Here is a 22,978-nt window from a genome sequence, read left to right on the forward strand (position 1 = left end):
TATTACGATTTATTGGCCTTTTTCAAAAAATTCAGAACACTCTCCGCTGCTCTATTACTGAAATCCGGAAGTTTTTCATCAATATCATTTACTAAATCTCTGAAAACTTCTCTTCTGTTCTTTTCTTCATACTTACAATTAAAATCTGCTAAAGGCAATTCAAAATATTTGTGAATTTTGATAATTTCCTTCTTAGAAAGACAAAGCATCGGACGAAGTATATAAAAACCAGTTCTGTCCAAGAAAGTGAAGGGCATTAAAGTATCCAAAAGTTTATGATAATCCATGTTCATCAATAAAGTTTCAAGCAAGTCATCGGCATGATGGCCGAACGCCACTTTATTAATATTACGGGCTTTCAAATGCTCTACCAAAGCTCCCTTGCGCAACTTCGAACATGTATAACAAATTCCTTTATCCGGAACAGGCAAATTATGATCATCAACATAAATATTCATAAACTCAACATCCAAATCTTTACAATAATCCTCCAAAATTTTTGTGTCATGTTTATCATAAACCTGCACATGTACAGCAATGATTTTAAAATTGATATGCGAAAATCTACGAATATATTCCAAAATCAACAACAAAGTTATACTATCTACCCCACCGGAAAGTCCTACAGCAATAATTTCATTATCTTCAATTAAGTTAAAATCTTTTATAACTCTCAACACCTTACCGGAAAACCATTTATTGGTATTTTTGTTGTGCTTTAATACAATCATGATTTGCAAAGATAATAATATTACACTTCCGCATTCATTTAGCGGTAACCATTTTAAGCTAAGTTTGAAATCTCTTCAATTAAAATTTATTTCATAATTAATAATATTATTTCGCACGAAATACGACTCAACCTCTGTATTCTTAATTCTCTTAATTTATATTAAATCTTTATCATTACAAAAAATATTTCAAAAAATCTTGTGAATTAAAAAAAAGTTGTATCTTTGCACTCTAAATAATGATGCGGGGTGGAGCAGTGGTAGCTCGTTGGGCTCATAACCCAAAGGTCATTGGTTCGATCCCAATCCCCGCTACAAACTAAGGGGCTTAAGTGCCCCTATTTTTTTGCCAATAGCGTAGTAATCAACAATTATGGAAAACGAACATAAATCCGGATTTGTTAATATTATAGGGAAACCTAATGCCGGTAAATCAACTTTGATGAACGGATTGGTTGGTGAAAACCTTTCAATCATTACATCCAAAGCACAAACTACCAGGCACAGAATTATGGGAATCGTTAACTCTGATGATTTTCAAATTGTTTATTCCGATACTCCGGGAATCATTCAAAGGCCTGCTTATAAACTGCAGGAATCTATGATGAATTTCGTGGAAGGCGCTTTCATTGATGCCGATGTTTTTCTTCTGATAATTGATGTTACTGATGAAACAAAATTCGATGAAAAAGTTATCCGGAGAATAACAAATTCCGAAAAACCTGTTATAGTTATCATAAACAAAATTGATTTGATTGACGAAAAGAAAACAGAAACAATAGTTGAGCATTGGGCTGAAATATTTCCCGACTCCCCTATTATTCCCGTATCTGCTCTCCACAAATTTAATTTAGAACCGATAATAAAAATAATTGTTGATAAACTTCCTGTTAGTCCGCCATTTTTTCCTAAAGACGACTTGACAGACAAACCCACAAAATTCTTTGTAAGCGAAATTATCAGAGAAAAAATCTTGATGAATTACAAACAGGAAATTCCTTATTCTTGCGAAGTTTACGTTGAGGAATACAAGGAAGAAAATAATATTGACAAGATTAGAGCAATTATATATGTTGCTCGCGATTCGCAAAAAGGAATTATCATCGGTAAAAAAGCTGCCGCTATAAAAAAATTAGGTATAGAGGCACGTAAAGATATCGAAGATTTTTTGCAAAAAAGAGTTCATCTTGAACTTTATGTTAAGGTCATGAAAGAATGGCGAAATAATGAAATAATGCTCAGAAATTTCGGTTACACTCAAAAATAGGATTATTATGTCGAATATTTTAGCTATAGTAGGACGACCAAATGTTGGGAAATCAACATTATTCAACAGATTGGTCGGTCAAAGACAAGCGATTGTTGATGCGGTTAGTGGGGTTACCCGCGACAGGCATTACGGAAAATCCGACTGGAACGGAATATCTTTTTCCGTAATTGATACCGGCGGTTATGTTGAGAACTCCGAAGATGTTTTTCAATCGGAAATCTCCAAGCAAATACGTTTAGCTATTGACGAAGCCGATGTTATTTTATTTTTGATGGATATAACCGAAGGTTTAAATCCGATGGATGAAGATGTTGCCAACATTCTTCGCAAATGCAAAAAACCTATTGTACTTGCTTGTAACAAAACCGACACTCCTACCCGTTTTTACGATGCAGGAGAATTTTATTCATTAGGCTTAGGCGAAATATTTCCGATTTCCGCGATGAGCGGTTCCGGGACTGGTGAAATGTTAGATGAAATCGTAAAACACTTCAACCCGGAAAGCGACAATAAAGAAATTGAACTTCCGCGATTTGCAGTAATCGGCAGGCCGAATGTCGGAAAATCTTCTATTATTAATGCATTTCTCGGTAACGAAAGAAATATTGTAACTTCTGTTGCGGGAACCACAAGAGATTCCATCTATACTGAATACAATAATTTCGGGTTTCATTTCTATCTTGTTGACACGGCTGGTGTTAGAAAAAAGTCTAAAGTTGAGGAAGATATTGAGTTCTATTCTGTAATGAGATCCGTACGAACAATTGAATACAGCGATGTTTGTATTTTGATGTTGGATGCTACGCAAGGTCTGGAAAGTCAGGATCTTAATTTATTCTCACTCGCACAAAGAAATAATAAAGGCATTGTAATTGTTGTAAACAAATGGGATTTGGTCGAAAAAGACAATAACACTCACTTGGAATACAAAAAACTTATTCAGGAAAAGATTGCTCCATTCACAGATGTTCCGATAATTTTCACATCGGTAATAAATAAACAACGTATTTTCAATGTTGTAGAAACGGCCGTAAGAGTTTATGAAAACAAAACAAGACATATAAGCACATCCAAACTCAATGATATTTTACTACCCCTTTTAAAAGACAACCCGCCGCCGATGCACAAAGGTAAAACGGTAAAAATAAAATATATCACACAATTAAAGAAAGATTATCCTATTTTTATATTTTTCTGCAATTTACCGCAATATGTAAAAGAACCTTACAAACGCTATGTTGAAAACAGAATGCGCGAGCTTTTCGATTTCAATGGAGTTCCTATAACTTTATATTTCAGAGAAAAATAATTTCTTGACATGAGAATAGACAAATGGTTGTGGTGCGTACGTGTTTATAAAACCCGGACTTTAGCCACTGAAGCCTGTAATGCAGGTAAAATAAATATTGACGGAATTGATTGTAAGCCATCTCGAAAAATATCTTTGAATGATATTATAAATATCAAAATAACTCCTATCACAAAGACATTGAAGGTTTTGGATTTTCCGAAATCACGTGTCGGAGCTAAATTACTCCCCGTTTATATTGAAGATATCACACCGCCGGAAGAATACGAAAAAATTGAAATGCTCAAAATGCAAAAAACCGAATGGCGTGATCCACGTACAGGCCGCCCAACAAAAAGGGAGAGACGCGAGATTGAAAAATTCAAAGAAGAAAATTAAACATTGAAAGTTAAAAATTAATTTGTTGATATCATTAATTATTATTCGATTCGTTATTTCTTTCCTCTTTTGATATAACAATTTTCAGTCGAATGATTTCCATTTCGTTACCGGGTTATATTAATTCAATTAATACAAATTTTTAATCCGATCATTTAACATTCAAAATACAGAAATATCTTGATTGAAAGATAAATTTATCTGTATTAACAAATACAAAAATCCTAAGATAGAAGATGATTTCAACCTATCTGTAAACATAAGATTTTGTATAATATTCAAATTTTCTTTATCTTTGTGAAATTTTCTTAAAAAACGAAGTACGTAAAAAATAATATAGTTAATGACTAAACATCTAATGATAAGAAAAATAGAAAATTTTATAAAATGACAGACGAAACAGATGGTTCATGTATTTATGAGTTAGCGTACATAAACAACAAACAAATAGAAACATGAAACAAGCATTGAAAAATCTAACAGCTCAATATTGTCCTTTTTTGTACGATATTATAAAGAATAAAGAATCTATATGGGATAAAGTATCCAATAAGTTTGAGGAAAAACTTGAAATTGCAAAAGATATAATAACTAATAAAGGACAGATTCTAACAGAGAATTCACTTCCCATTTTGTTAGGAAAAGCAGAAGAGGGAGATAGTATTTCAAAGGATTTTTTGAAATTTATTGATTCCGAAATTAAATACTTATTTGATTCAAGTCCAATAGAGTTGAAAGAAAAAACCGTTGGCTTATGCAAACGATTATTTTTAGAATTTGATACAGTTGAGCTATCGAAACCAAATCCAACGTATTTAAATGGAGTCGCAGAAATACTCGTCATTAACAAGTTAATAAAATCAGGAGAGTACACACTATTATCTATTGAAGAAAATCTTTCTAATGGGAAAAGTGCTGATTTTTTATTGAAAAAAAATGAAACAAATGAAAAGTCTTACGTTGAGGTTTTTAATATTCATGTTGATGATGAAAAGGTTTCAAATTTTGAAGATTTTAAAACTTTTATAGATAAACGGATAGAAGATAAATACTCAAATAAAACTAGTGGATTAGATGGAAGTACCAAACAAATATTTTTCTTATGTCCTGTTATTTGGAGTGGAGATAGTATTGCGAGCATATTGAAAGAATATGATGAAAAATTCAGTTTGCAATCCAAGAATATTTTAAATCCTTGTTCTTTAGTTCAGATAGATTGCAAAGGTACAAAATATTATCATTTTGGGCTTAATAATTACGTCCGCTAACACGCAGTTTGCTGTAATGTGGGTGTCGCCCGCTGGAAAGTCCTAGCGGACTTTCCAGCGGGCGACACCGCACGAACATTCTGGAAACCCGCACTACAGCAAGCTGCCAAAACGTTAGTCGTCATGCGGGCAGAATGAGCAAAATTTTTAGAATGAAGAAAATAAATATAAAAATAGGATTAATGATTTTGGCAATGAGCATTGCCTTGAATGGTTTTGCAAATAAGCCGAAAGAACTGTCTGAATTGAAAAATATATTCGATAAATTCAAAGTCAGCGGTTCAATTCTTATTTATAACCAGAAAGAGAATGTTTATTCGGGATACAATTTGGAAAGGTGCAATGTCACATTTTGTCCAGCTTCGACTTTTAAAATTCCGAATACATTGATTGCTCTTGAAAGCGGGATTGCAACGTCCGAAACGATTTTTGAATGGAATGGAGAAAGTCGAAAATTTTCAGGTTGGGAAAAAGATATGACTCTTAAAGAAGCATTCAAAGCGTCCGCAGTTCCTGTTTATCAAGAAATCGCACAGCGTGTTGGAGTTGAGAAAATGAGATATTATACTCAACTTTTCAATTATGGAAACTTAGAAATAACCGCTGAAAACATTGATAAATTTTGGTTGGAAGGAAATTCAGCGATTACACAATATCAACAAATCTATTTTTTGCAGAAATTGTACAACTTGGAATTGCCTGTTCGAGAAGAATCCATGAAGCAAGTTAAAGAAATTATGCAATATGAAACAGGCAATAATTATTCAATCAGTGGAAAAACAGGTTGGGCTGTTCGCCAAAAAGAAGATATAACTTGGTTTGTGGGTTATGTGGAAACAAATGATAATGTCTATTTTTTTGCAACAAACGTTACTTCAACCGAAAATACAAACACAGAAACATTTGGGCAAGTACGAATTGAGCTGACAAAAGAAGTTTTGAACGAGTTGAAAATTATAAATAGCAATTAAAATGCATGAACTGCCAGCAAGCGGTTTTGCGTCAAGCGGGGCGCATGTCCGCAGAAAATCTTGTTTGATTTTATAAGTTTCGTGTCCACTTGTGTTCATCAGCCCTACGCTAATCCGATGACTGTGTGTGCAATTTTAGCGACATCATGGGTGAAAGTACCTCAGTATAATTTTCAGAAAATCAAAAAATAATATGAAAAAGCATTCTAAAGAAAACAAAAAACAAAATGAACAAAGAAGATTACAGAATCAACTCATTAATCAGAATAAGTCTTCGCTAAGCCATTTAGTTAACGGAGCCACAAAAATTATTGCAACCCCAAGCTCTAAACCGATAGAGAATACACAATTTGAATCCCATGTTGGCGGTCAGCCTTATTTTGAAAAAATCGAAGAATGGGACTATGGTTTATGGCCTAAAACAAAAAAAGGGAAAAAGTTAGATTTTGTTTTACAAATATTTAATGATGGTAATATTGCAATGCCGCAAAATATAAAACTTGTACAGTTCTTTTTAGATATGGACAATCTGCCAACCGAGACTTCAGATGATGGCTGGGAGATAATAGTGTATGAGGAACTAAATCCTGAAAACTTTGTATTTATCGAAAATCCCAAAGGGCTTAACGGCGTTCGTTACCGTGAGTTCGAATTTAAACCGACATCACTATACGGCAATGAAATTGACAGCAGATTAGGTGGTTCCCCGCATTGGCTTCAGTTTGGCACAAATGAGTTTGATGAATATTATCTATTGCTACAAATAGATTCATTTGATATTGGTGTAACGTGGCATGATTGTGGTGTTGCCTATATATTTTACGAACCTAAAAGTAAAAAAATAGGATTTCGTTTAGAATCTTGTTGAAAACACCTATACTTCACTAAAAAATTGCAACACAATAAGCAGCTTGGTAGTAATGTGTGCATAACCAGAAACATCATCGCCCTACCGAAAATAAAATCCCGACGAATTGCGTTATCTTTGAAACTTGAAACAATAAAAAAACAATAAAAACAATTGAATATATTCATTAACAAAGTATTATGTTTCAAGATATAGCTCCTCACAATTTTAATATAAGCTACCGAGACTGGAAGCCACAGAATCACGACTATCTGATTTCATGTAATGATAATCAAGTATTGATTTGTCAAAATGAAAATTTTCATTTCCCTACAATATCTGACATATTTCAATATCATGATTCCAACCAACTCGTTTATCTATTTGAAATTGACGGACACAGATGTTTTCTTTCATTGGAACGGCTGAAAGAAACAGAAAAGTTCAAGTATCAGGATATACGCTCACTAACTAATAGACAACCTAATTGGTTGTGTTTTGGAAGTGCTATTGCAATGCACCTTACTCGTTGGTATCAGAATAATCAATTTTGCGGCAGGTGTACGCATCGTATGCTACCGAAAGAAAACGAAAGAGCTTTACACTGTCCGAAATGCAACTCGGTGGTTTATCCCAAAATAAACCCTGTGCTTATTGTTGCAGTTACAAATGGCGAAAAGCTGCTTTTAGCCAAAAATACTAATACCGCCTATAAAAACTATGGTCTTATCTCAGGGTTTATGGAAGTGGGAGAAACATTAGAAGATACTGTAAAGCGTGAAGTAAAGGAAGAAGTCGGACTGACTGTTAAAAACATACGTTACTATAAAAGTCAGCCTTGGGCATTTTCCGAATCTGTATTAATAGGTTTCTTTGCGGAAGTTGAAGGAAGTGATGAACCTTTTTTAGATGGAAACGAACTGACCGAGGCCAAATGGTTTTCAAGAGAAGAGTTACCCGCATTTGACTCCCGTTTTAGTCTTACTTGGGATATGATTGAGAGTTTCCGTTTTCGAGAAATTTGAGTTTTTTTGATACGCAATCGCCAATGTTTGCGGTTATGTTGAAAAATACAGATATGTAGATAAATATAACATTTGATTAAATGAAGAAATTTTATAAAACAATATTTATTGCTGGACTTATTTTAATCAGCACTTTTGAATTACAAGCGCAAACGACTGATAATAACCTTAACCAAGTTGACTTGATGAAAAAGTTTGTTGGTCGTTGGAAATGCGAATTGGGTAATGACACAATATTAATTAGCGAAAATATTGAGTTTGGGACAGGATTAGTATGTAATAGTCAGGTCATTGCAAACGACAAGATTATTAATTCAGTGAAACAGCTTTACGGATACGACAAAAAAACAGACAAATTTATTGTCGCTGAACTTATAGAATCTTCCCCTGTCATAGAGATTTGTTCCACTTGGTTCACTTCTGCAACTACCGGAGAACTTGTTATTACTAATCCTGATAATGCTCCTTTTAGATTTAAATTTGAATTTAAGACACCCGATTCGATTGAACAGACTGCCATACAAAATAATACTGATAAAAATTTTATTGATGCCATTATTATAAAATCGCCTTATGACAGAAATAGAAATATAACAAAAGAAGCTTCGCTTTTTGATACCGTTTATTTAGCCGACACAAGAATAAATCAATATGCAAAGGAAGATACAATTTTCGTTTATGTATTAAGAAATGCTAAGGTAAATATAAGTGAAGTTATTAAAGAGGAGAAAAAACAACAAAAAAATCGGTAAAATGAAAAATTGTGAATCCCAGCGTACAACGAAGCGGTTTGGCATTATGTGAGAGACTAAAAAAATTTCCATTGAAAAACAATTCCATGAAAATAAACACAATAATTTTACTACTTTTTTGCTTATATTCTTGTAATCAGCAAAATAAAAGCAACATTTCAGTAATCGAAAAAAAATAATCAAACTGTATTCAATATGAATAATGGATGTATATCATTAGAAGCGACAATGTGCGATTCTATTCATGGTGAATTTGCTTTAGACAATGGTATGGGAATATCTTTATTAGACAGTACATTTTTCTATTCGAAATTTGATACATCAAAATTTATTCTCAAAAAAGATAATTCATACGATTATTTTAAGTTTCAGGTCTATTATGGAGAAATACCTGTTTACATTGGAGAGCATAAGTTTATTATTATAGAATTTCGTGTGAAAAACTGCAGAGATTTGGGTATTCCCGATTTGAATGGAATAATTGGTGCGGAAGCTTTTATTTCAAAAATAACTGTTGTGGATTTTGAAACCCAAAATATATCTTTTATGGATTCGCTCTCGGTTGATTCCCTGTACGAAAAGATTCCGATGCATTCACCGATGGATAGAAGTAATGGCCATTCGAAATTTGTCGATATTACATTTTATAACAACAATAAAGAGGCTATAAATGGATTTATTCAATTTGATTTAGGACTTAATGGAACAGAATTACAATGTAATCAATCTTTTGCAAAACAAATAGCAAAAACAGAAAAGCATGTGACAGGTAATATACACACTCCTACACAAAAAAACAAAGTTCAATTTTGGAATATCAACTCTTTAAAACTGGGAAAATACTACATTCACAATATCGAATTGGTTACATCGTATATTGAAATGAATGGTAAGTTAGAAGACCCAATGTTAATGTTTAAAGAAGGAGACGGATGTTTTGGGTTGGAATTTATAAAAAGATTTAATCTTATTGTCGATTACAAAACAGATTTTCTTTATTTAAAGCCTAATAAATACTTTGACTAAACATGAGATTAAAATGTTATAACAACCAAATGATACAAAAACCAGTGCATAACAAGCAGCGGAGTGTTATTCCGCACCACTCCAAGCCAGCCGGACGTTGCATGCGATTTTATGATACGCCACCGCTCAAAAACAACAATTAATTAAAAAAAGAAGCGTTAAAACAAAGTGAGAAAAACCAACTTTCTGAAAATACTAATATTGACAATGATAACTGTTTTGTGTGTTGATACAGCGTTTCCGTGCAGTATGTATAAAGTAACAGCCAATGGAAAAACAATGGTTGGCAACAACGAAGACAGTTGGGGACGAGATGCAAGAATTTGGTTTGAACAAGGGATAAATGGAAAATTTGGTGTTGTGTGTGTAGGTTATGCTCGTAAACAACCGCGTCCCGATGGGGCAATGAATGAATACGGACTTGCATTTGATGCATTTACAATGCAACACAAAGCCAACATTCACGAAAAAGACCCGAATAAAAAAGATTTTTCCTACACACATATAAAAACCATAATGCAACAGTGCAAAACGGTAGATGAAGTGTATACATTCCTTGAAGAATTAAATTTACACATTCTTAACGGAAGTCCGATTTTTAATGGTGGTATGCTCTTGTTTGTGGACAAAACAGGTAAATATTTGGTTGTGGAAGCCAGTAAAATGACTTTTGGAAATGACGATAAATTTGTTTTGGCAAACTTCAGCATTTGCGATACCAAAGATTTTAGCACAATAAAATTGGAACGCTATCGAAAAGGCATTACGTTTTTGAATAATAAAAAGTTAGACACAAGCCTTTCTTTTTGCACGGCTTTATCTGATACAATGAGCGTGAACAGAGCAAAAGTCGGGGATGGCACACTCTACACAAACATCTACGACCTTGATGAAGGCCTGATTTATCTTTACTTTTTTCACGATTTCAGCAAGCGTGTAACTTTTAACCTAAAAGAAGAACTGGCAAAAGGCGACCATTCATACAACTTTACTGAATTATTTCCCGGCAATAAGAACTATCAAAAATTTCTTGACTACAAAACACCTCAAAACAATAAAGTTATTTTTATTTTCATCGTTGCTTGTGGCCTGTTATTCTTTTTCTCTGCATTATTTTTTCTAATAAATTTCTGGGCATCAAACACAAATTACAAATATCTGAAACTTGGAATATCTGCATTAAGTATTGCAATGTGTGTATATACTTATGTACTTCTCAGAAATGAAGGGATTTTTTATTTCCCTTCACCTTATAATAACGGAATCTCCTTTGTTGTTTCGCTAACTTCTTATTTGCCGTTCGTGTTGCTTGTTGCGATAATTCCATTGCTGATTATTACGGTAAAAATCTTTAAACAAAAAAAGTGGAGCGGTTTTGCTAAATGGTTGCTCGCAATAAATAACTTTGCTTACATTATTCTAATCGGACTGTTTGCATATTGGAAACTGTTTGATATTTTTAACTAAACTGATGATAAGCAACGAATTGCATGCAACAATCGGTTTAGCATCATTTGTTCGAAAGTACAATAACAAAAAAGATAATATATGAAGAAAAAAATATTTTTTGGAATAATTTTTACGATAATAACAAGTATTTCTGTTTTTGGTTGTACTTGGGAATTGATAAAAGAAAAAACATGGGGAACGAAACACTTCCCAACAGAACAAATTGTTTTTTACGAATCTTTGAATGGTTTGAAAAAAGCCATTTATCAACTTAATGGAAGCGGGCGCTGTGCTGTTCGTTCTTTTATATACGACATTGAATTAAAAGGAGATAGCATTTACTTGATAGACGCTTTGGATTTAGAACCGAATGTGCCGTCCAAAAAACGAGAAAGCGAATTATTATTACCTTTTATGCTATATCTAAAAAATGAAGTGTTAATTTTAGAAAATTTAGAATTTACAAAAGTTTCTGATTTACCTCTAATCTGTAATTGGCTAGAGACTTACAGTGGAAATAACATCATACCTATTGAAAAACTGAAAGCAATACCCATTCAAAAAAAAATGATATATGATAAGCACACCGTAAATTTTGGGCCAAACCCTGAAAATTGCGGTATTGACAACAATCCTGCATTGACAGAAGCAGAAGCAATTTTTTTGAATGAATATTTAAGTGTTCCTATTCAATTAATGGAATTTGATTTTAACAATAAAAAGATACTATTTGTAACTGGTAGTAATGGAAGAACAATTGGATCGAAAAATGCATATTTTGATAATATAAAGGAATGGAAAGTAAAACATAATAGCAAAATTGCTACCTCACTGATTGTTTTGGCCGATAGTGATAAAATGAAATATGGATATGATGCTATTTTAACATATTGGGTAAAAGTATTAATCAATTCAAAGGTAAAGAATAAAATATTACAACGAGCAAATGAGAGGGACAAAGAATAATAAAATGCTTATTACAATGAGAATATAGAAACTTGACACATAAATTACGCCAACAAATAACAACCAATTTGACTTCAGGAGGTAAAAACTCGAATTGGCATTATTAGAAAATTTTGCAAGAATAATATATATAAACAAAAAATACCGTAACCCATGAAAAAATAGATAGTTTATGAAGAAAAAAATTAAAATCATTTTGCTTATCATACTAAGTATAGTTATTATACTTGGTATTTTTCTATGTGTATATTTTTATAGGAACATGAATTATGATAAAAACACAGATAAAATACTATCCAAAGCCGGTTTTATTGAAAAACAAGTTACATTAGATGACGGAACAATTTTAAACTATGGCGAAGGAGCAAATAATGGCATTCCGCTTTTATTGATACACGGTCAATCAACCTATTGGAAAAATTATGTAAAAGTACTTCCCGAATTAACTAAGCATTATCATGTTTTTGCGATAGATTGTCACGGACACGGAAAATCAAGTAAAAACAGAAAAAAATATACGGCGGAAAAAATGTGCAAAGATTTTATCTGGTTCATCGAAAACGTGATAGGTCAGCCCGCTATTGTTTCGGGTCATTCATCAGGAGGACTGCTAACCGCTTGGTTAGCTTCTAATTCTCCTCAAAATGTAATCGGAATTGTAATTGAAGATGCTCCGTTTTTTGCGACGGAACCGCAACGTTGTCAGAAAACATTTGCATGGCTCGACCAATTTCAGGTAATTCATAAGTTTCTTAATCAGACAAAAGAAACAAATTATACGCGCTTCTATCTCGAAAATTGTTACATGCAGACTTTTTTTGGCGCTTCTTGGACAAATATTAAGAAATATGCTTTTAACTATATCAATAAGAATCCTGAAAAAAATTTGCGGATATTCTATCTTCCTCCTGCTATGAATAAAACCTTTGACTTGCTTTCGGGAAAATATGATTTGCATTTCGGAGATACATTTTATGATTGCTCATGGTTTAAAAATTTTGATCAAACCGAAGTTTTGTCAAAAATAAAATGTCCTTCGGTCTTAATTCATACAAATTGGAGTTATAATGATGACGGAATACTTCTCGGTGCAATGGACGGCACAGACGCGCAAAAAGCACATGAACTCATTGTATCAAACAAACTTATGAAAATTAATTCGGGCCATAATTCTCACGATGAAAAACCAAAAGAATTTAATAAAATTATGATTGAATTTCTTGATAATATTAATGTAAAGAAATAAATAAGATCACATGCAAATAATATAAATATATGGAAATTAAAAAGATAATTAAGGATAAAGAACGTTTTATGGACTTGCTGCTATTGGGCGATGAACAGGAAAGTATGATTAACAAATACTTAGAAAGAGGTGAATTATTTGCATTATATGACACCGATTTAAAAACTGTTTGTGTTGTAACACAGGAAGACGAAAACACTTTCGAAATCAAAAATATTGCAACTTACGAAAAAGAACAAGGGAAAGGATACGGAAGTTCAATGATAAAATATGTAATTGAAAATTATAAAGATAAATGTGATACGCTATTAGTAGGCACAGGCGACGACGATAAAATATTATCATTTTACAAAAAGTTCGGATTTGTTTATTCTCATACTGTAAAAGACTTTTTCATAGATAATTGCGATCATGAAATGTTTGAAAACGGAAAACAATTGAGAGATATGATTTATTTAAAAGTAATTGTATCTAAACGATGAAATAATGACAAATAATTTGCTGGCTAGCAAACGATATACATCAGATAAGGTTTTATCACACCCTGACTGTTTTTACAGAATTTGTGCTGCCCGAACACCAAATTGTCGTAAGTTGTGTTATTTAGCTGAAAGAGTAAAACTATGAACGATTTGACAGAATATATTGATTTACCGATTGAGTTTAATCAAAGTAAAAATCTGTTTCATAAAGAAATAAATGAAACAATGAAATTTACGGAATCAAAACTTAACGCGATTCTTAATTTAGGCGAAATAACTCCAAATAATTTAAGTTTATTGATTGACTACACCACAGAAAAAGTGCTGCAGGAATTTTGTCGCATAAATCAGTATTTTTCATTTCAAAAAAAGGATAAATCCGATTTAAAAACAATTTATTGGAATTTATATCAGAGCTTAGTAAAAAATGACTATCCTATTGATATAATATCTCAAAATCATTACGAGAATTTGAAAATTTGGTTAGAAAATACAAATCCATTTTCACGAGAGATATATCAAGAAAAAGAATCAGTTATTGAATCTGTTGTGTGTTCGGAATATAGTGCAATCATGCAAAAAAAGATTCTTCAATTAGATTTTGCTTACTTACGGGAGCCTATTTTGGATATTGGTTGCGGAAAAACAGGGAATTTGATAAGTGACTTACGCAAAAATGAGTTCGAAGTATATGGAATAGAGAGATTTTCAAGTAATTTACCATATATTGAAAAGGCGGATTGGCTCGAATTTGATTATGGAATTGAGAAATGGGGTACAATTGTCAGTAACTTAGGGTTTTCGAATCATTTTATTCACAATCATTTACGGGAAGAAGGAAGTTTTATTGAATATGCAAATAAGTATATGGATATTTTGAAATCGTTAAAAATCGGTGGAAGTTTCCATTATGCTCCGGATTTACCATTCGTAGAAAAATACCTGGATAAAAGGAATTTTTTGATTACGAAACGTGATATTGAAGATTTATCATTTAAAACAACAATAATAAAACGATTAAAGTAAAAACACTAACACGCGATAAACGGTTTTACGTCAGGCTTAAGTTTAGTCGCAGTTTGACAGTTAGTATTGATTTCGTCCGTCCACCCCACTGATACCGCTCGTTTTGCGCAAGTGGGTTCAACCTCCTGCAATGTTGACGAATATTTCTTATCTTTGTTGTCTAAAGTGTAAGCTACCTGACGACAATACAAGCCCGATAGGTTTTGAAAACATATAATTGAAATAAAATTTAAATAAAATAAACCGGATATGAGAAAAGTATTAATTTTATCATTAATAGCATGTTTAATAGGATTTGAAGGATATTCCCAAAATATTGACAAAACAAAATTAGATGCTTACTTTGATACGCTTGCAAAAAACGATAAATTTATGGGAAGCGTTGCCGTATCGCATAATGGAGAACTGATATATACGAAATCTGTCGGATTTTCCGACATTGAAAAGGGGTTAAAAGCAAATGAAGATACAAAATATAAAATCGCATCCATATCTAAAACATTTACGGCAGTGCTGATTTTCATTGCTATTGATGAAGGCATATTAAATCCCGATCAAACAATTGATAAATTCTTTCCTGAAATTAATAATGCCGAAAAGATAACCATCTCACACTTGCTTTACCATAGGAGCGGAATATTTGACGACAATTCATATACAGATTACACTAATCAACCAGAAACAACACAGGAAACACTTGAAAGGATAACTAACGCACAAACTGACTTTGAGCCCGGCACCAAAGCAAGATACGGCAATGTGAACTTCATTTTGCTGTCGTATATCCTTGAAAAAATTTATCAGAAATCTTTTCCCGAAATACTTGAAGAAAAAATCACTAAACCTACAGGTTTGAAAAACACTTATTGCGTGAATAATGTCAATAATGATGCATGTAAATCATATAAATACGTTTGGGAAATAGAACACGGAAATAACGAATATAGCTGGGAAAGTGAACCTGAAATTGACTTGTCTGTATTGTTGGGTGCAGTGGGTATCGCTTCCAATGCTGTTGATTTGGTTCTGTTCAGCGATGCCCTGTTCAACGGAAAATTGATTTCAGACCATAGTCTGCAGCAAATGGAAACTATTAAAGACGGCTATGGAATGGGGCTCATGCAAATACCTTTTGGCAACCGGACTGGTTTCGGACATTCTGGTAATATAGATGCTTTCAGTTCAATATTCGTTCACTTTCCCGATAGTAAAGTCTCGTTTGCTCTTACTGCCAATGGATTGAATTATAACAGAGATCATATTGCCTACGTTGTATTGAGCACTGTTTACAACATGTCGTTTGAAATTCCTGAATTCGGTTCCCTTGCTTACAATTTAACTGATGATGAGTTGGAGCAATACGTAGGTATTTATTCAAACGAGCAAATTTCTGGGAAAATTACCGTAATCAGAATTAATAATCAATTGTTTGGAGCAATGACAGACTCTTATGTTCCCCTTAAAGCAGTTGGAAAAAACAAATTTGTGTTTGAAGATGAAGGAATTGTTTTAGAATTTAATCCGGTGAACAGGTCTATGATATTTATGCAAGGCGGTCAAACAGTAAGTCTTATAAGAGTCTCAAATCCCGAATTTAACACAACCCTAACTAACGAAGATCTGGATAAATATTTGGGCGTTTATTTAAGTGAACAAATCACCATAAAAATTACCATCATCAAAGCTTATCATAAGTTGTTTGCCCATGTGACCGGAAGGAATTCTTTAATGCTTTTGGAAACAACAGAAAAAGACAAATTCGAGTTTGCTGAAGAAGGCATCATTTTAGAATTTAATCAGAACAACAAAACTTTGGTAGTGAAACAGGGCAATAGAATATTAAGTTTCATACGAAAAGACTGAAAAACAGTTTCTTGTTTGTCTAAATTCGCAAAGTAAAATAAACAATAGTTCGATTTAGGACTTATCTAAATAAGATACTGCCTACAAAATATGCTTATATTTGCAAAAAAAATGTAAACAAACTGGTATTGGTGGAGCGGACAAAACAATGCCATATTCCGAAGTATTCAGTCATGGCAAAGTTTCAAGAGAATTGAGAATATAAAATGATTTATTAAAATGAAAATTAAAGGAATACAATACGAATTTTCCGCAAAAGTTTGGCATTATTCGGTCACTGCCGGCATGAATGGCTGGCACATAGTTTGTCTGCCGAAAGAATTGGCAAGTGAAATACGGGAAAACCTGAAATTTTTGGAAGAAGGTTGGGGACGTCTAAAGACTACTGCAAAAATTGGCAGCACCGAATGGAAAACCGCAATTTGGTTTGACACAAAACATGAAACTTATCTACTTCCCATTAAAGCAGAAATCAGAAAAAAAGAAAATATTGAAATCGACAAGGAGGTCGATATTACTATTTGGATATAGAATAAATAGTAAATATGCGGCCGGCAAGCTTCCAACCGTGCTGCAATGGGTTTAAACATTTAGGAAAAGTTTGCCGAAAAAGAAAAATATCCCACCTGAATTTACTACATTTGTATTTCATAATCTGTCATTAACGATAACAACGTGACATAATGAATAATGATTTTATAAACTTAACAACAGAAAACCTTGCCGATGAGCATTTATGCTGCATTATCCGAAGTAAGAAACCTCATCCTGGTGTTGAAGCAAAACGAAAATGGCTTTCCGACCGACTAAAAGAAGGTCATGTCTTTAGAAAGTTAAATGCCAAGGCTACCGTTTTTATTGAATATGCTCCCCTTGAAACAGCCTGGGTTCCAATAACAGGCGAGAACTATTATTATATCTATTGCTTGTGGGTTTTGGGTAGTTACAAAGGAAATGGGTATGCCGAATCGTTGATGGAATATTGTTTGTCTGATGCCAGAGAGAAGGGTAAATCAGGTATTTGTATGCTCGGAGCAAAAAAACAAAAATCTTGGCTTTCTGATCAATCATTTGCAAAGAAATTTGGATTCGAGATTGTAGACACGACTGGTAATGAATATGAATTGCTTGCGATTTCTTTTGACGGAACAAAACCAAAGTTCGCACAGAATGCTAAAATCCAAGAAATTGAAAACAAAGAGTTGACAATTTATTATGATATGCAATGCCCTTATGTCTATCAAAGTATTGAGATGGTAAAACAATACTGTGAAATGAATGATGTTCCTGTTTCTTTAATTCAAGTAGATACTTTGCAAAAAGCCAAAGACTTACCTTGTGTTTTCAATAACTGGGCAGTGTTCTATAAAGGAAAGTTTGAGACGGTGAATTTGCTGGAGATCGCCTACTTAAAGAGGATACTCAAAAAATGAAAACTGAGAAAATAAATTTCGATAACTTAACTGAAGAACAAGTCGGTAGGCTTTTTCCTATTCGGATTGAACCTTACAATCCTGATTGGAAAACGCTTTTTGAACAAGAGAGGTTATTGATAAAAAATGTGTTTTTAGACGATGCACCGCTTAATATCGAACATTTCGGCAGCACTTCGGTTGAAGGACTTGCCTCCAAACCAACGATTGATATTTTGGTTGAAGTATCAAAACTAAGTGAAGAGTTAAAACAGACTATTACTAAAAAGATGGAAAATATTGGGTATCGAAATATGCATAATGCCGAAAAGGAAAATAAAATGACTTTTGGGAAAGGATACTATGAAAATTATACCTGTACGCAAACCTATCATGTGCATATTCGCGAAAAAGACAATTTACCGCAGGATGAAATCCTTTTCCGTGATTATTTGCGACAAAATCCCGATGCACGCGATAAGTACGCAGAATTGAAGTATGCTTTAGCCGAAAAATATCAATTTAATCGCGAAGATTATACACATGGAAAAACCGAATTTATCAAAAGAATCACCGAACAACAAAAGAAAAAATATAACAACGACCGACTAAATGCCAAAAATTAACAAAGCATTTGCCGTCAAGCGTAATTTTGTAGTGGTTTGATAATTACTATAATTTCATTCAATCGAAAAAACTGCCAGACGTTAGCAATAATGCAAAGCAATGAATATATTATTGAAACAACAAATATAATTAATGAGCTGATGGATTATTACTCTAAAAATCTGAATACAAACAAACTGCAGAAATGTTATGAAGTTGCACCATTAAGAATTCAACAACTCTTAAAAGAAGAAATAAATTTTATCAAAAAAAGACTTTCAATAAATGATGTTGTCTTAGATTTAGGTTGCGGATATGGAAGAGTGGCTATCGAATTGATTGGAGAATGTAAGAAAGTTATAGGAATTGATATTTCACCTGATAATATCGAGTTGGCTAACAACCTGTATAACAATGTTAAAAATCTTCAATTTTACAAAATGAATGCAATAAAATTGGATTTTCCTGCCGGTATGTTTGATGTTACTATTTGTATTCAAAATGGCATCTCCGCATTTAAAGAAGATCCGCATTTATTATTAACTGAAGCATTAAGAGTTACAAAAAGAGGAGGAACGGTTTTATTTTCCAGTTATTCGGATAAGATTTGGGAAGACAGATTACATTGGTTTCAAATTCAGGCTGATGAAGAATTATTGGGAAAAATAGATTATGAACAAACAAAAAACGGTATTATTGTATGCCAAGACGGATTTACGGCCACAACCTATTCAGAAAATGATTTTTTAAATTTAGCATCAAAATGCAATGTTAATGCGGATATCTATGAAGTGGATGATTCTACTATTTTTTGTGAAATTAAAAAGGAGTAAATAATCGAATATAATAATTTTGAAATACAGCAATTATACAAATCGCAACAAAAACGGATATCAAAGATTTAAAATCTGAATTAAAATAAAAACTGTCAAAGAAATGAAGAAAAAACAGATAACAATGTTTTAAGCCAATTAATTATTGATTTCATGACCATATTTCTCATTTATAATAAAATTTATTTGAAATATTTTTCAATGACAAGATAAATATGAAATCAATAAGTAAATGATTGCCTAACAAGTGTTTTCGCATAATGATAATGGAAACATCTTATATAAAACTTTTTACTTACATTTGCATTACTGCTTCGGCAAAAGTGTTAAACGGAATAACTTCATTTCGTCAAACCCTCAACCGTTATTAATAAATATTTAAATGATGGCATTACCACAAGACATAAAAGAAAAATTTTATAAGACAATCAAAGGCGACATTTCAACTGATAATTTTGAACAATGGTTATATTCGAACAAAGAGCTTGAAAGATATTTGGACTCTGACGACTACCTTGACCTGATTTCATTAGATTTCAAGAAAAACGGAGCGAAATATGAACTTTGCGAATTACTCAAAAAACATATTGATCTCGGTGAGTTTGAAACATACAAAATGCTTGAACTTCTGAATGAAGCGAAAAAAAAGAACGAGCGGCTTCCATATATTTTAATGGAGTTCTACGACTTATATTGTAAAGGTTATGCTTTTCTTCAAGACCTTGGAATTGGAATCGGACTGGCAGTTCAAGTGCCAAGTATAAACGACTCAACTGCCGAAACTTGGGATGAATTAACAATTGAACAACAAAAAGAATTACTTGATAGTTTTTCGCCGAAACTTGAAAAATATATTGAAGAAGTTATTTACTGTCTTGAAATGAAGAAAATTATTTTGACAGGTAAGCAAGACGAAATTGGTCGGTACGGCTATGAAGACTTAAGAACAGAAGAGGAGAAGAAATAAGAACTCTTTGTAAAAACACCGAAAAACAAAGAAACAGGCACTTCAACATGTAAAAATTCAACTCGCGGAGAACAAGCAGACAAAAAATGATGGAAATTTTGGAAATAAGAATAACGAAAAAGTAAATGGAAATAAAATCACTCAATAAAACAGATTTTGATGCGATATTTAAAGCATTCAATACGGCATTCATTGATTACGAACTACAATTAAACAAAGTACAACTTCAAGCTATGTTTAAAAGACGAGGTTTTAATCCTGCTTTATCATTTGGTGCATTTGAAGGAGATAAAATAGTGGCTTTCACTTGTAATGGAATAGGAAATTTCAATGGAATACCAACAGCATACGATACAGGAACCGGAACAATCAAAGACTATAGAGGAAAAGGCTTGGCTACAAAAATTTTCGAATATTCTATTCCGTATTTAAAAGAAGCAAATATAAAACAATATATACTGGAAGTATTACAACATAATACAAAAGCAGTTTCCGTTTATAGAAAGCTTAATTTTGAGGTTACCCGTGAATTTAATTATTTTACACAATCCGATAAAGAAATCCGTAATGAAATCAAAAATACAGACAAATCTTATTCAATCAAGCAAATAGATATTAGAAAAATCGATTCGATTACAAGTTTTTGGGACTTCTACCCTTCATGGCAGAATAGTTTCGAATCAATTGAAAGAGCAATCGATGATTTTATTAGCCTGGGAGTATTTAATGAAGATGAACTTATCGGATATTGTGTTTTTGAACCAATTTCGGGAGATATTACCCAGTTAGCTGTGGATAAACAACATAGAAGGAAAGGAGTTGCGTCTATATTAATTCATGAAATAATCAAATTGAATAAATATAACTCTGTAAAAATTTTAAATACGGATATTTCATGTAATTCAATTACTGAATTTCTGAAAGCTAAAAATATAAATATTAAGGGTAAACAATTCGAAATGATAAGAAAGCTATAAACTGTTTGTCATACTACAAGATTGATTATTGAAAATTCAGCAATAATTCTAATCAATAAATATCAATATAATTTTATCATATCCACAATAGCATCAAACAAACTTAAACTAATTCGAATATACTCTATTCCTCGACAAACAAATTTCAGTTTTTGAAAAACAGTTCAACTCTCGTTCCCTTTCCTTCTTCAGATTCAATCTGATAAGCAATATTATTTTTCTCCAAAATACGCAAAGCAATAGACAACCCGATGCCGCTACCTTGCATTTGATTGGCATTATCGGCTCTGTAAAATGGTTTGCTGACATGGGAAAGTTGATCGGCAGGAATACCGATTCCTTTATCGGTAATGGAAAGATGGAGATATTCTCCCTGCTTATAAAGTCGCGCTTCCACTGTAATTCCCTGCGAATATTTAACTGCATTTTCCAATAAATTATACAGAGCCATCAGAAGTTGCATGGCATCAACATTTATGTTTAATACTGCCTCGTCTTCAACTTTAATATCAACGGAAACCATTATTTTAGATTGCGGATAATTATCGCTGAGTTTGGCAATTATTTCCCAAATCAACTCATCAATACGCATAGGAGACATACTTGGAGAATCTTTGCGTAAATCCGATATAACCATTAACGTATCTAAGATTTCTTCCAATTGATGTATTTGGGTAATTAATTTTTGAGCCAGTTGATCGTATTCATCGGGCGATCGGTCCTTAATTGAAAAAACTTCCAAATTACCAAGCATTGCTGTCAGTGGTGTTTTAAATTCGTGAGTAACATAGCGAACAAAATTTTTGCGTATAATCATTGTTTCGGAAATTCTTTCCAAAAGCTCGTTAAATGTTTCCGTTAAATTTTGTAATTCATCATGTGTATCAGGTGATTCTATACGTAAGCTTTCATCTCCAACAGGAATATTTTTTACCTGATTTACTACTTTGCTAAAGGGGCGGTATGCTATAGATGCCATCCACATACTTAATAAGACAATCGCAATTATTCCGATGAGGAACAAAATAACAAGTATCCAAAGTAAAGACCGCATTTGTCCGGTTAATAGAGCCCGTTTTTCTTTTGTAATAACAACAAAATCTCCTTGATTATCTTCATAAAAGATACCATAACATAAATAATCTGTATCAGTAAATTCCAGTTTTTGTTTTTGACGTATTTTATCCAATAAATCTGTTGAAATAACGGGAAATTCGGCTCCCCAAACAATAATATTATTAACGTTATATATCTGATAATAAGTGTTTAACACAAGTTCTTTAAATTGTTTCTTAACACTTTCAAATTCTTCCGTATTCAATTCATCTTCTTCTAAATAAAAATAAGCGGTAATCAGAGCAGTTTTTTCCAAATCAGAATAAATTCCATTTTTAGTATTATTGGAATACAATCCATAGATTAGCACTGCAATAATGATAAAGATAATCCCAAATACTATTGAGCTGAATAAACTGAGACGGGTTTGTACTTTCATTTGATGGTAGTAATTTAAAAATTAAGAAGTTATGTATTGTTAATTATTTTTTTGTAATGAATGTTTAATATTCTGAATA

General features: G+C 32.5%; 24 protein-coding genes and 1 tRNA gene. 22 read left to right on the forward strand and 3 right to left on the reverse strand.

Translation table 11 applies throughout. The annotated features are described in order from the left end of the window. Positions 1-2: 2 nt before the first annotated feature. A complete protein-coding gene (locus tag LBP67_04135) occupies positions 3-731 on the reverse strand; it encodes a hypothetical protein (GenBank protein ID MDR2084164.1) in 729 nt (242 codons plus the stop codon). A gap of 243 nt (positions 732-974) precedes the next feature. On the opposite strand from LBP67_04135, the gene LBP67_04140 reads away from it, so the two are divergent. The 15 genes from LBP67_04140 (at position 975) to LBP67_04210 (ending at position 14,746) form a co-directional block, all read left to right on the forward strand. Continuing rightward, positions 975-1,046 (forward strand) — tRNA-Met (locus LBP67_04140). Between the two features lie 58 nt (positions 1,047-1,104). Next, positions 1,105-1,998 carry a GTPase Era gene (gene era / locus LBP67_04145; protein ID MDR2084165.1) on the forward strand — a complete coding sequence of 298 codons (894 nt, stop codon included), beginning with the start codon at positions 1,105-1,107 and terminating at the stop codon, positions 1,996-1,998. Positions 1,999-2,005: 7 nt separating this feature from the next. After that, the gene (der, locus tag LBP67_04150) at positions 2,006-3,310 is read left to right on the forward strand and encodes a ribosome biogenesis GTPase Der (GenBank protein MDR2084166.1); all 1,305 of its coding nucleotides are present in this window, start codon (positions 2,006-2,008) and stop codon (positions 3,308-3,310) included. A 9-nt stretch (positions 3,311-3,319) separates the two neighbouring features. Then, complete coding sequence (locus LBP67_04155; protein MDR2084167.1) at positions 3,320-3,688, forward strand: RNA-binding S4 domain-containing protein; 369 nt, start codon at positions 3,320-3,322, stop codon at positions 3,686-3,688. A 455-nt stretch (positions 3,689-4,143) separates the two neighbouring features. After that, positions 4,144-4,956 (forward strand): hypothetical protein, encoded by an 813-nt coding sequence (locus LBP67_04160; GenBank protein MDR2084168.1) that lies wholly within the window; start codon positions 4,144-4,146, stop codon positions 4,954-4,956. Between the two features lie 152 nt (positions 4,957-5,108). Continuing rightward, positions 5,109-5,927, forward strand: coding sequence for a class D beta-lactamase (gene blaOXA / locus LBP67_04165; GenBank protein MDR2084169.1), 819 nt, complete (start codon positions 5,109-5,111; stop codon positions 5,925-5,927). A 193-nt stretch (positions 5,928-6,120) separates the two neighbouring features. Next, on the forward strand, positions 6,121-6,795 hold the full coding sequence (locus LBP67_04170; GenBank protein ID MDR2084170.1) for a DUF1963 domain-containing protein: 675 nt from the start codon (positions 6,121-6,123) through the stop codon (positions 6,793-6,795). A gap of 179 nt (positions 6,796-6,974) precedes the next feature. Then, a complete protein-coding gene (nudC, locus tag LBP67_04175) occupies positions 6,975-7,799 on the forward strand; it encodes an NAD(+) diphosphatase (GenBank protein MDR2084171.1) in 825 nt (274 codons plus the stop codon). A gap of 80 nt (positions 7,800-7,879) precedes the next feature. Continuing rightward, positions 7,880-8,551, forward strand: a complete 672-nt coding sequence (locus LBP67_04180) for a hypothetical protein (GenBank protein ID MDR2084172.1) — start codon at positions 7,880-7,882, stop codon at positions 8,549-8,551. Positions 8,552-8,746: 195 nt separating this feature from the next. Next, positions 8,747-9,577, forward strand: a complete 831-nt coding sequence (locus LBP67_04185) for a hypothetical protein (protein MDR2084173.1) — start codon at positions 8,747-8,749, stop codon at positions 9,575-9,577. A gap of 249 nt (positions 9,578-9,826) precedes the next feature. Next, positions 9,827-11,044, forward strand: a complete 1,218-nt coding sequence (locus LBP67_04190; protein ID MDR2084174.1) for a C45 family peptidase — start codon at positions 9,827-9,829, stop codon at positions 11,042-11,044. Between the two features lie 81 nt (positions 11,045-11,125). Then, positions 11,126-11,992, forward strand: a complete 867-nt coding sequence (locus tag LBP67_04195) for a hypothetical protein (GenBank protein MDR2084175.1) — start codon at positions 11,126-11,128, stop codon at positions 11,990-11,992. Positions 11,993-12,164: 172 nt separating this feature from the next. Beyond that, positions 12,165-13,238, forward strand: coding sequence for an alpha/beta hydrolase (locus LBP67_04200; protein MDR2084176.1), 1,074 nt, complete (start codon positions 12,165-12,167; stop codon positions 13,236-13,238). Positions 13,239-13,267: 29 nt separating this feature from the next. Further along, a complete protein-coding gene (locus LBP67_04205) occupies positions 13,268-13,720 on the forward strand; it encodes a GNAT family N-acetyltransferase (GenBank protein MDR2084177.1) in 453 nt (150 codons plus the stop codon). 141 nt (positions 13,721-13,861) lie between these two features. Beyond that, positions 13,862-14,746 carry a class I SAM-dependent methyltransferase gene (locus tag LBP67_04210; GenBank protein MDR2084178.1) on the forward strand — a complete coding sequence of 295 codons (885 nt, stop codon included), beginning with the start codon at positions 13,862-13,864 and terminating at the stop codon, positions 14,744-14,746. A 5-nt stretch (positions 14,747-14,751) separates the two neighbouring features. On the opposite strand, the gene LBP67_04215 is transcribed toward LBP67_04210, so the two are convergent. Beyond that, positions 14,752-14,937, reverse strand: coding sequence for a hypothetical protein (locus tag LBP67_04215; protein ID MDR2084179.1), 186 nt, complete (start codon positions 14,935-14,937; stop codon positions 14,752-14,754). A gap of 58 nt (positions 14,938-14,995) precedes the next feature. Here LBP67_04215 and LBP67_04220 point away from each other — a divergent pair, with 58 nt between their 5' ends. From LBP67_04220 to LBP67_04250, 7 genes are all read left to right on the forward strand, one after another. After that, a complete protein-coding gene (locus LBP67_04220) occupies positions 14,996-16,609 on the forward strand; it encodes a beta-lactamase family protein (protein MDR2084180.1) in 1,614 nt (537 codons plus the stop codon). Positions 16,610-16,828: 219 nt separating this feature from the next. Further along, entirely contained in the window at positions 16,829-17,140 is a 312-nt protein-coding gene (locus tag LBP67_04225) for a DUF1905 domain-containing protein (protein MDR2084181.1), read from the forward strand. Positions 17,141-17,292: 152 nt separating this feature from the next. After that, positions 17,293-18,042: a GNAT family N-acetyltransferase gene (locus LBP67_04230; protein ID MDR2084182.1), complete on the forward strand. Its 750-nt coding sequence runs from the start codon at positions 17,293-17,295 to the stop codon at positions 18,040-18,042. Continuing rightward, on the forward strand, positions 18,039-18,647 hold the full coding sequence (locus LBP67_04235) for a GrpB family protein (GenBank protein MDR2084183.1): 609 nt from the start codon (positions 18,039-18,041) through the stop codon (positions 18,645-18,647). The genes LBP67_04230 and LBP67_04235 overlap by 4 nt, the downstream gene beginning before the upstream one ends. Before the next feature lie 90 nt (positions 18,648-18,737). Beyond that, entirely contained in the window at positions 18,738-19,460 is a 723-nt protein-coding gene (locus LBP67_04240; protein ID MDR2084184.1) for a class I SAM-dependent methyltransferase, read from the forward strand. Positions 19,461-19,842: 382 nt separating this feature from the next. After that, entirely contained in the window at positions 19,843-20,427 is a 585-nt protein-coding gene (locus LBP67_04245; protein MDR2084185.1) for a hypothetical protein, read from the forward strand. Between the two features lie 125 nt (positions 20,428-20,552). Then, positions 20,553-21,404 carry a GNAT family N-acetyltransferase gene (locus LBP67_04250; GenBank protein MDR2084186.1) on the forward strand — a complete coding sequence of 284 codons (852 nt, stop codon included), beginning with the start codon at positions 20,553-20,555 and terminating at the stop codon, positions 21,402-21,404. Positions 21,405-21,549: 145 nt separating this feature from the next. Here LBP67_04250 and LBP67_04255 read toward each other — a convergent pair whose 3' ends face one another. Beyond that, positions 21,550-22,899 carry a HAMP domain-containing histidine kinase gene (locus LBP67_04255; GenBank protein MDR2084187.1) on the reverse strand — a complete coding sequence of 450 codons (1,350 nt, stop codon included), beginning with the start codon at positions 22,897-22,899 and terminating at the stop codon, positions 21,550-21,552. Between the last annotated feature and the right edge of the window lie 79 nt (positions 22,900-22,978).

It is taken from the genome of Bacteroidales bacterium, assembly GCA_031276035.1.
In the GTDB taxonomy this organism is placed as follows: domain Bacteria; phylum Bacteroidota; class Bacteroidia; order Bacteroidales; family BM520; genus RGIG7150.

Coding starts and splice junctions, on each gene's coding strand:
- LBP67_04135 (MDR2084164.1), bottom strand. CDS start 731: ATGATTGTATTAAAGCACAACAAAAATACCAATAAATGGTTTTCCGGT.
- era (MDR2084165.1), top strand. CDS start 1,105: ATGGAAAACGAACATAAATCCGGATTTGTTAATATTATAGGGAAACCT.
- der (MDR2084166.1), top strand. CDS start 2,006: ATGTCGAATATTTTAGCTATAGTAGGACGACCAAATGTTGGGAAATCA.
- LBP67_04155 (MDR2084167.1), top strand. CDS start 3,320: ATGAGAATAGACAAATGGTTGTGGTGCGTACGTGTTTATAAAACCCGG.
- LBP67_04160 (MDR2084168.1), top strand. CDS start 4,144: ATGAAACAAGCATTGAAAAATCTAACAGCTCAATATTGTCCTTTTTTG.
- blaOXA (MDR2084169.1), top strand. CDS start 5,109: ATGAAGAAAATAAATATAAAAATAGGATTAATGATTTTGGCAATGAGC.
- LBP67_04170 (MDR2084170.1), top strand. CDS start 6,121: ATGAAAAAGCATTCTAAAGAAAACAAAAAACAAAATGAACAAAGAAGA.
- nudC (MDR2084171.1), top strand. CDS start 6,975: ATGTTTCAAGATATAGCTCCTCACAATTTTAATATAAGCTACCGAGAC.
- LBP67_04180 (MDR2084172.1), top strand. CDS start 7,880: ATGAAGAAATTTTATAAAACAATATTTATTGCTGGACTTATTTTAATC.
- LBP67_04185 (MDR2084173.1), top strand. CDS start 8,747: ATGAATAATGGATGTATATCATTAGAAGCGACAATGTGCGATTCTATT.
- LBP67_04190 (MDR2084174.1), top strand. CDS start 9,827: ATGTATAAAGTAACAGCCAATGGAAAAACAATGGTTGGCAACAACGAA.
- LBP67_04195 (MDR2084175.1), top strand. CDS start 11,126: ATGAAGAAAAAAATATTTTTTGGAATAATTTTTACGATAATAACAAGT.
- LBP67_04200 (MDR2084176.1), top strand. CDS start 12,165: ATGAAGAAAAAAATTAAAATCATTTTGCTTATCATACTAAGTATAGTT.
- LBP67_04205 (MDR2084177.1), top strand. CDS start 13,268: ATGGAAATTAAAAAGATAATTAAGGATAAAGAACGTTTTATGGACTTG.
- LBP67_04210 (MDR2084178.1), top strand. CDS start 13,862: ATGAACGATTTGACAGAATATATTGATTTACCGATTGAGTTTAATCAA.
- LBP67_04220 (MDR2084180.1), top strand. CDS start 14,996: ATGAGAAAAGTATTAATTTTATCATTAATAGCATGTTTAATAGGATTT.
- LBP67_04225 (MDR2084181.1), top strand. CDS start 16,829: ATGAAAATTAAAGGAATACAATACGAATTTTCCGCAAAAGTTTGGCAT.
- LBP67_04230 (MDR2084182.1), top strand. CDS start 17,293: ATGAATAATGATTTTATAAACTTAACAACAGAAAACCTTGCCGATGAG.
- LBP67_04235 (MDR2084183.1), top strand. CDS start 18,039: ATGAAAACTGAGAAAATAAATTTCGATAACTTAACTGAAGAACAAGTC.
- LBP67_04240 (MDR2084184.1), top strand. CDS start 18,738: ATGCAAAGCAATGAATATATTATTGAAACAACAAATATAATTAATGAG.
- LBP67_04245 (MDR2084185.1), top strand. CDS start 19,843: ATGATGGCATTACCACAAGACATAAAAGAAAAATTTTATAAGACAATC.
- LBP67_04250 (MDR2084186.1), top strand. CDS start 20,553: ATGGAAATAAAATCACTCAATAAAACAGATTTTGATGCGATATTTAAA.
- LBP67_04255 (MDR2084187.1), bottom strand. CDS start 22,899: ATGAAAGTACAAACCCGTCTCAGTTTATTCAGCTCAATAGTATTTGGG.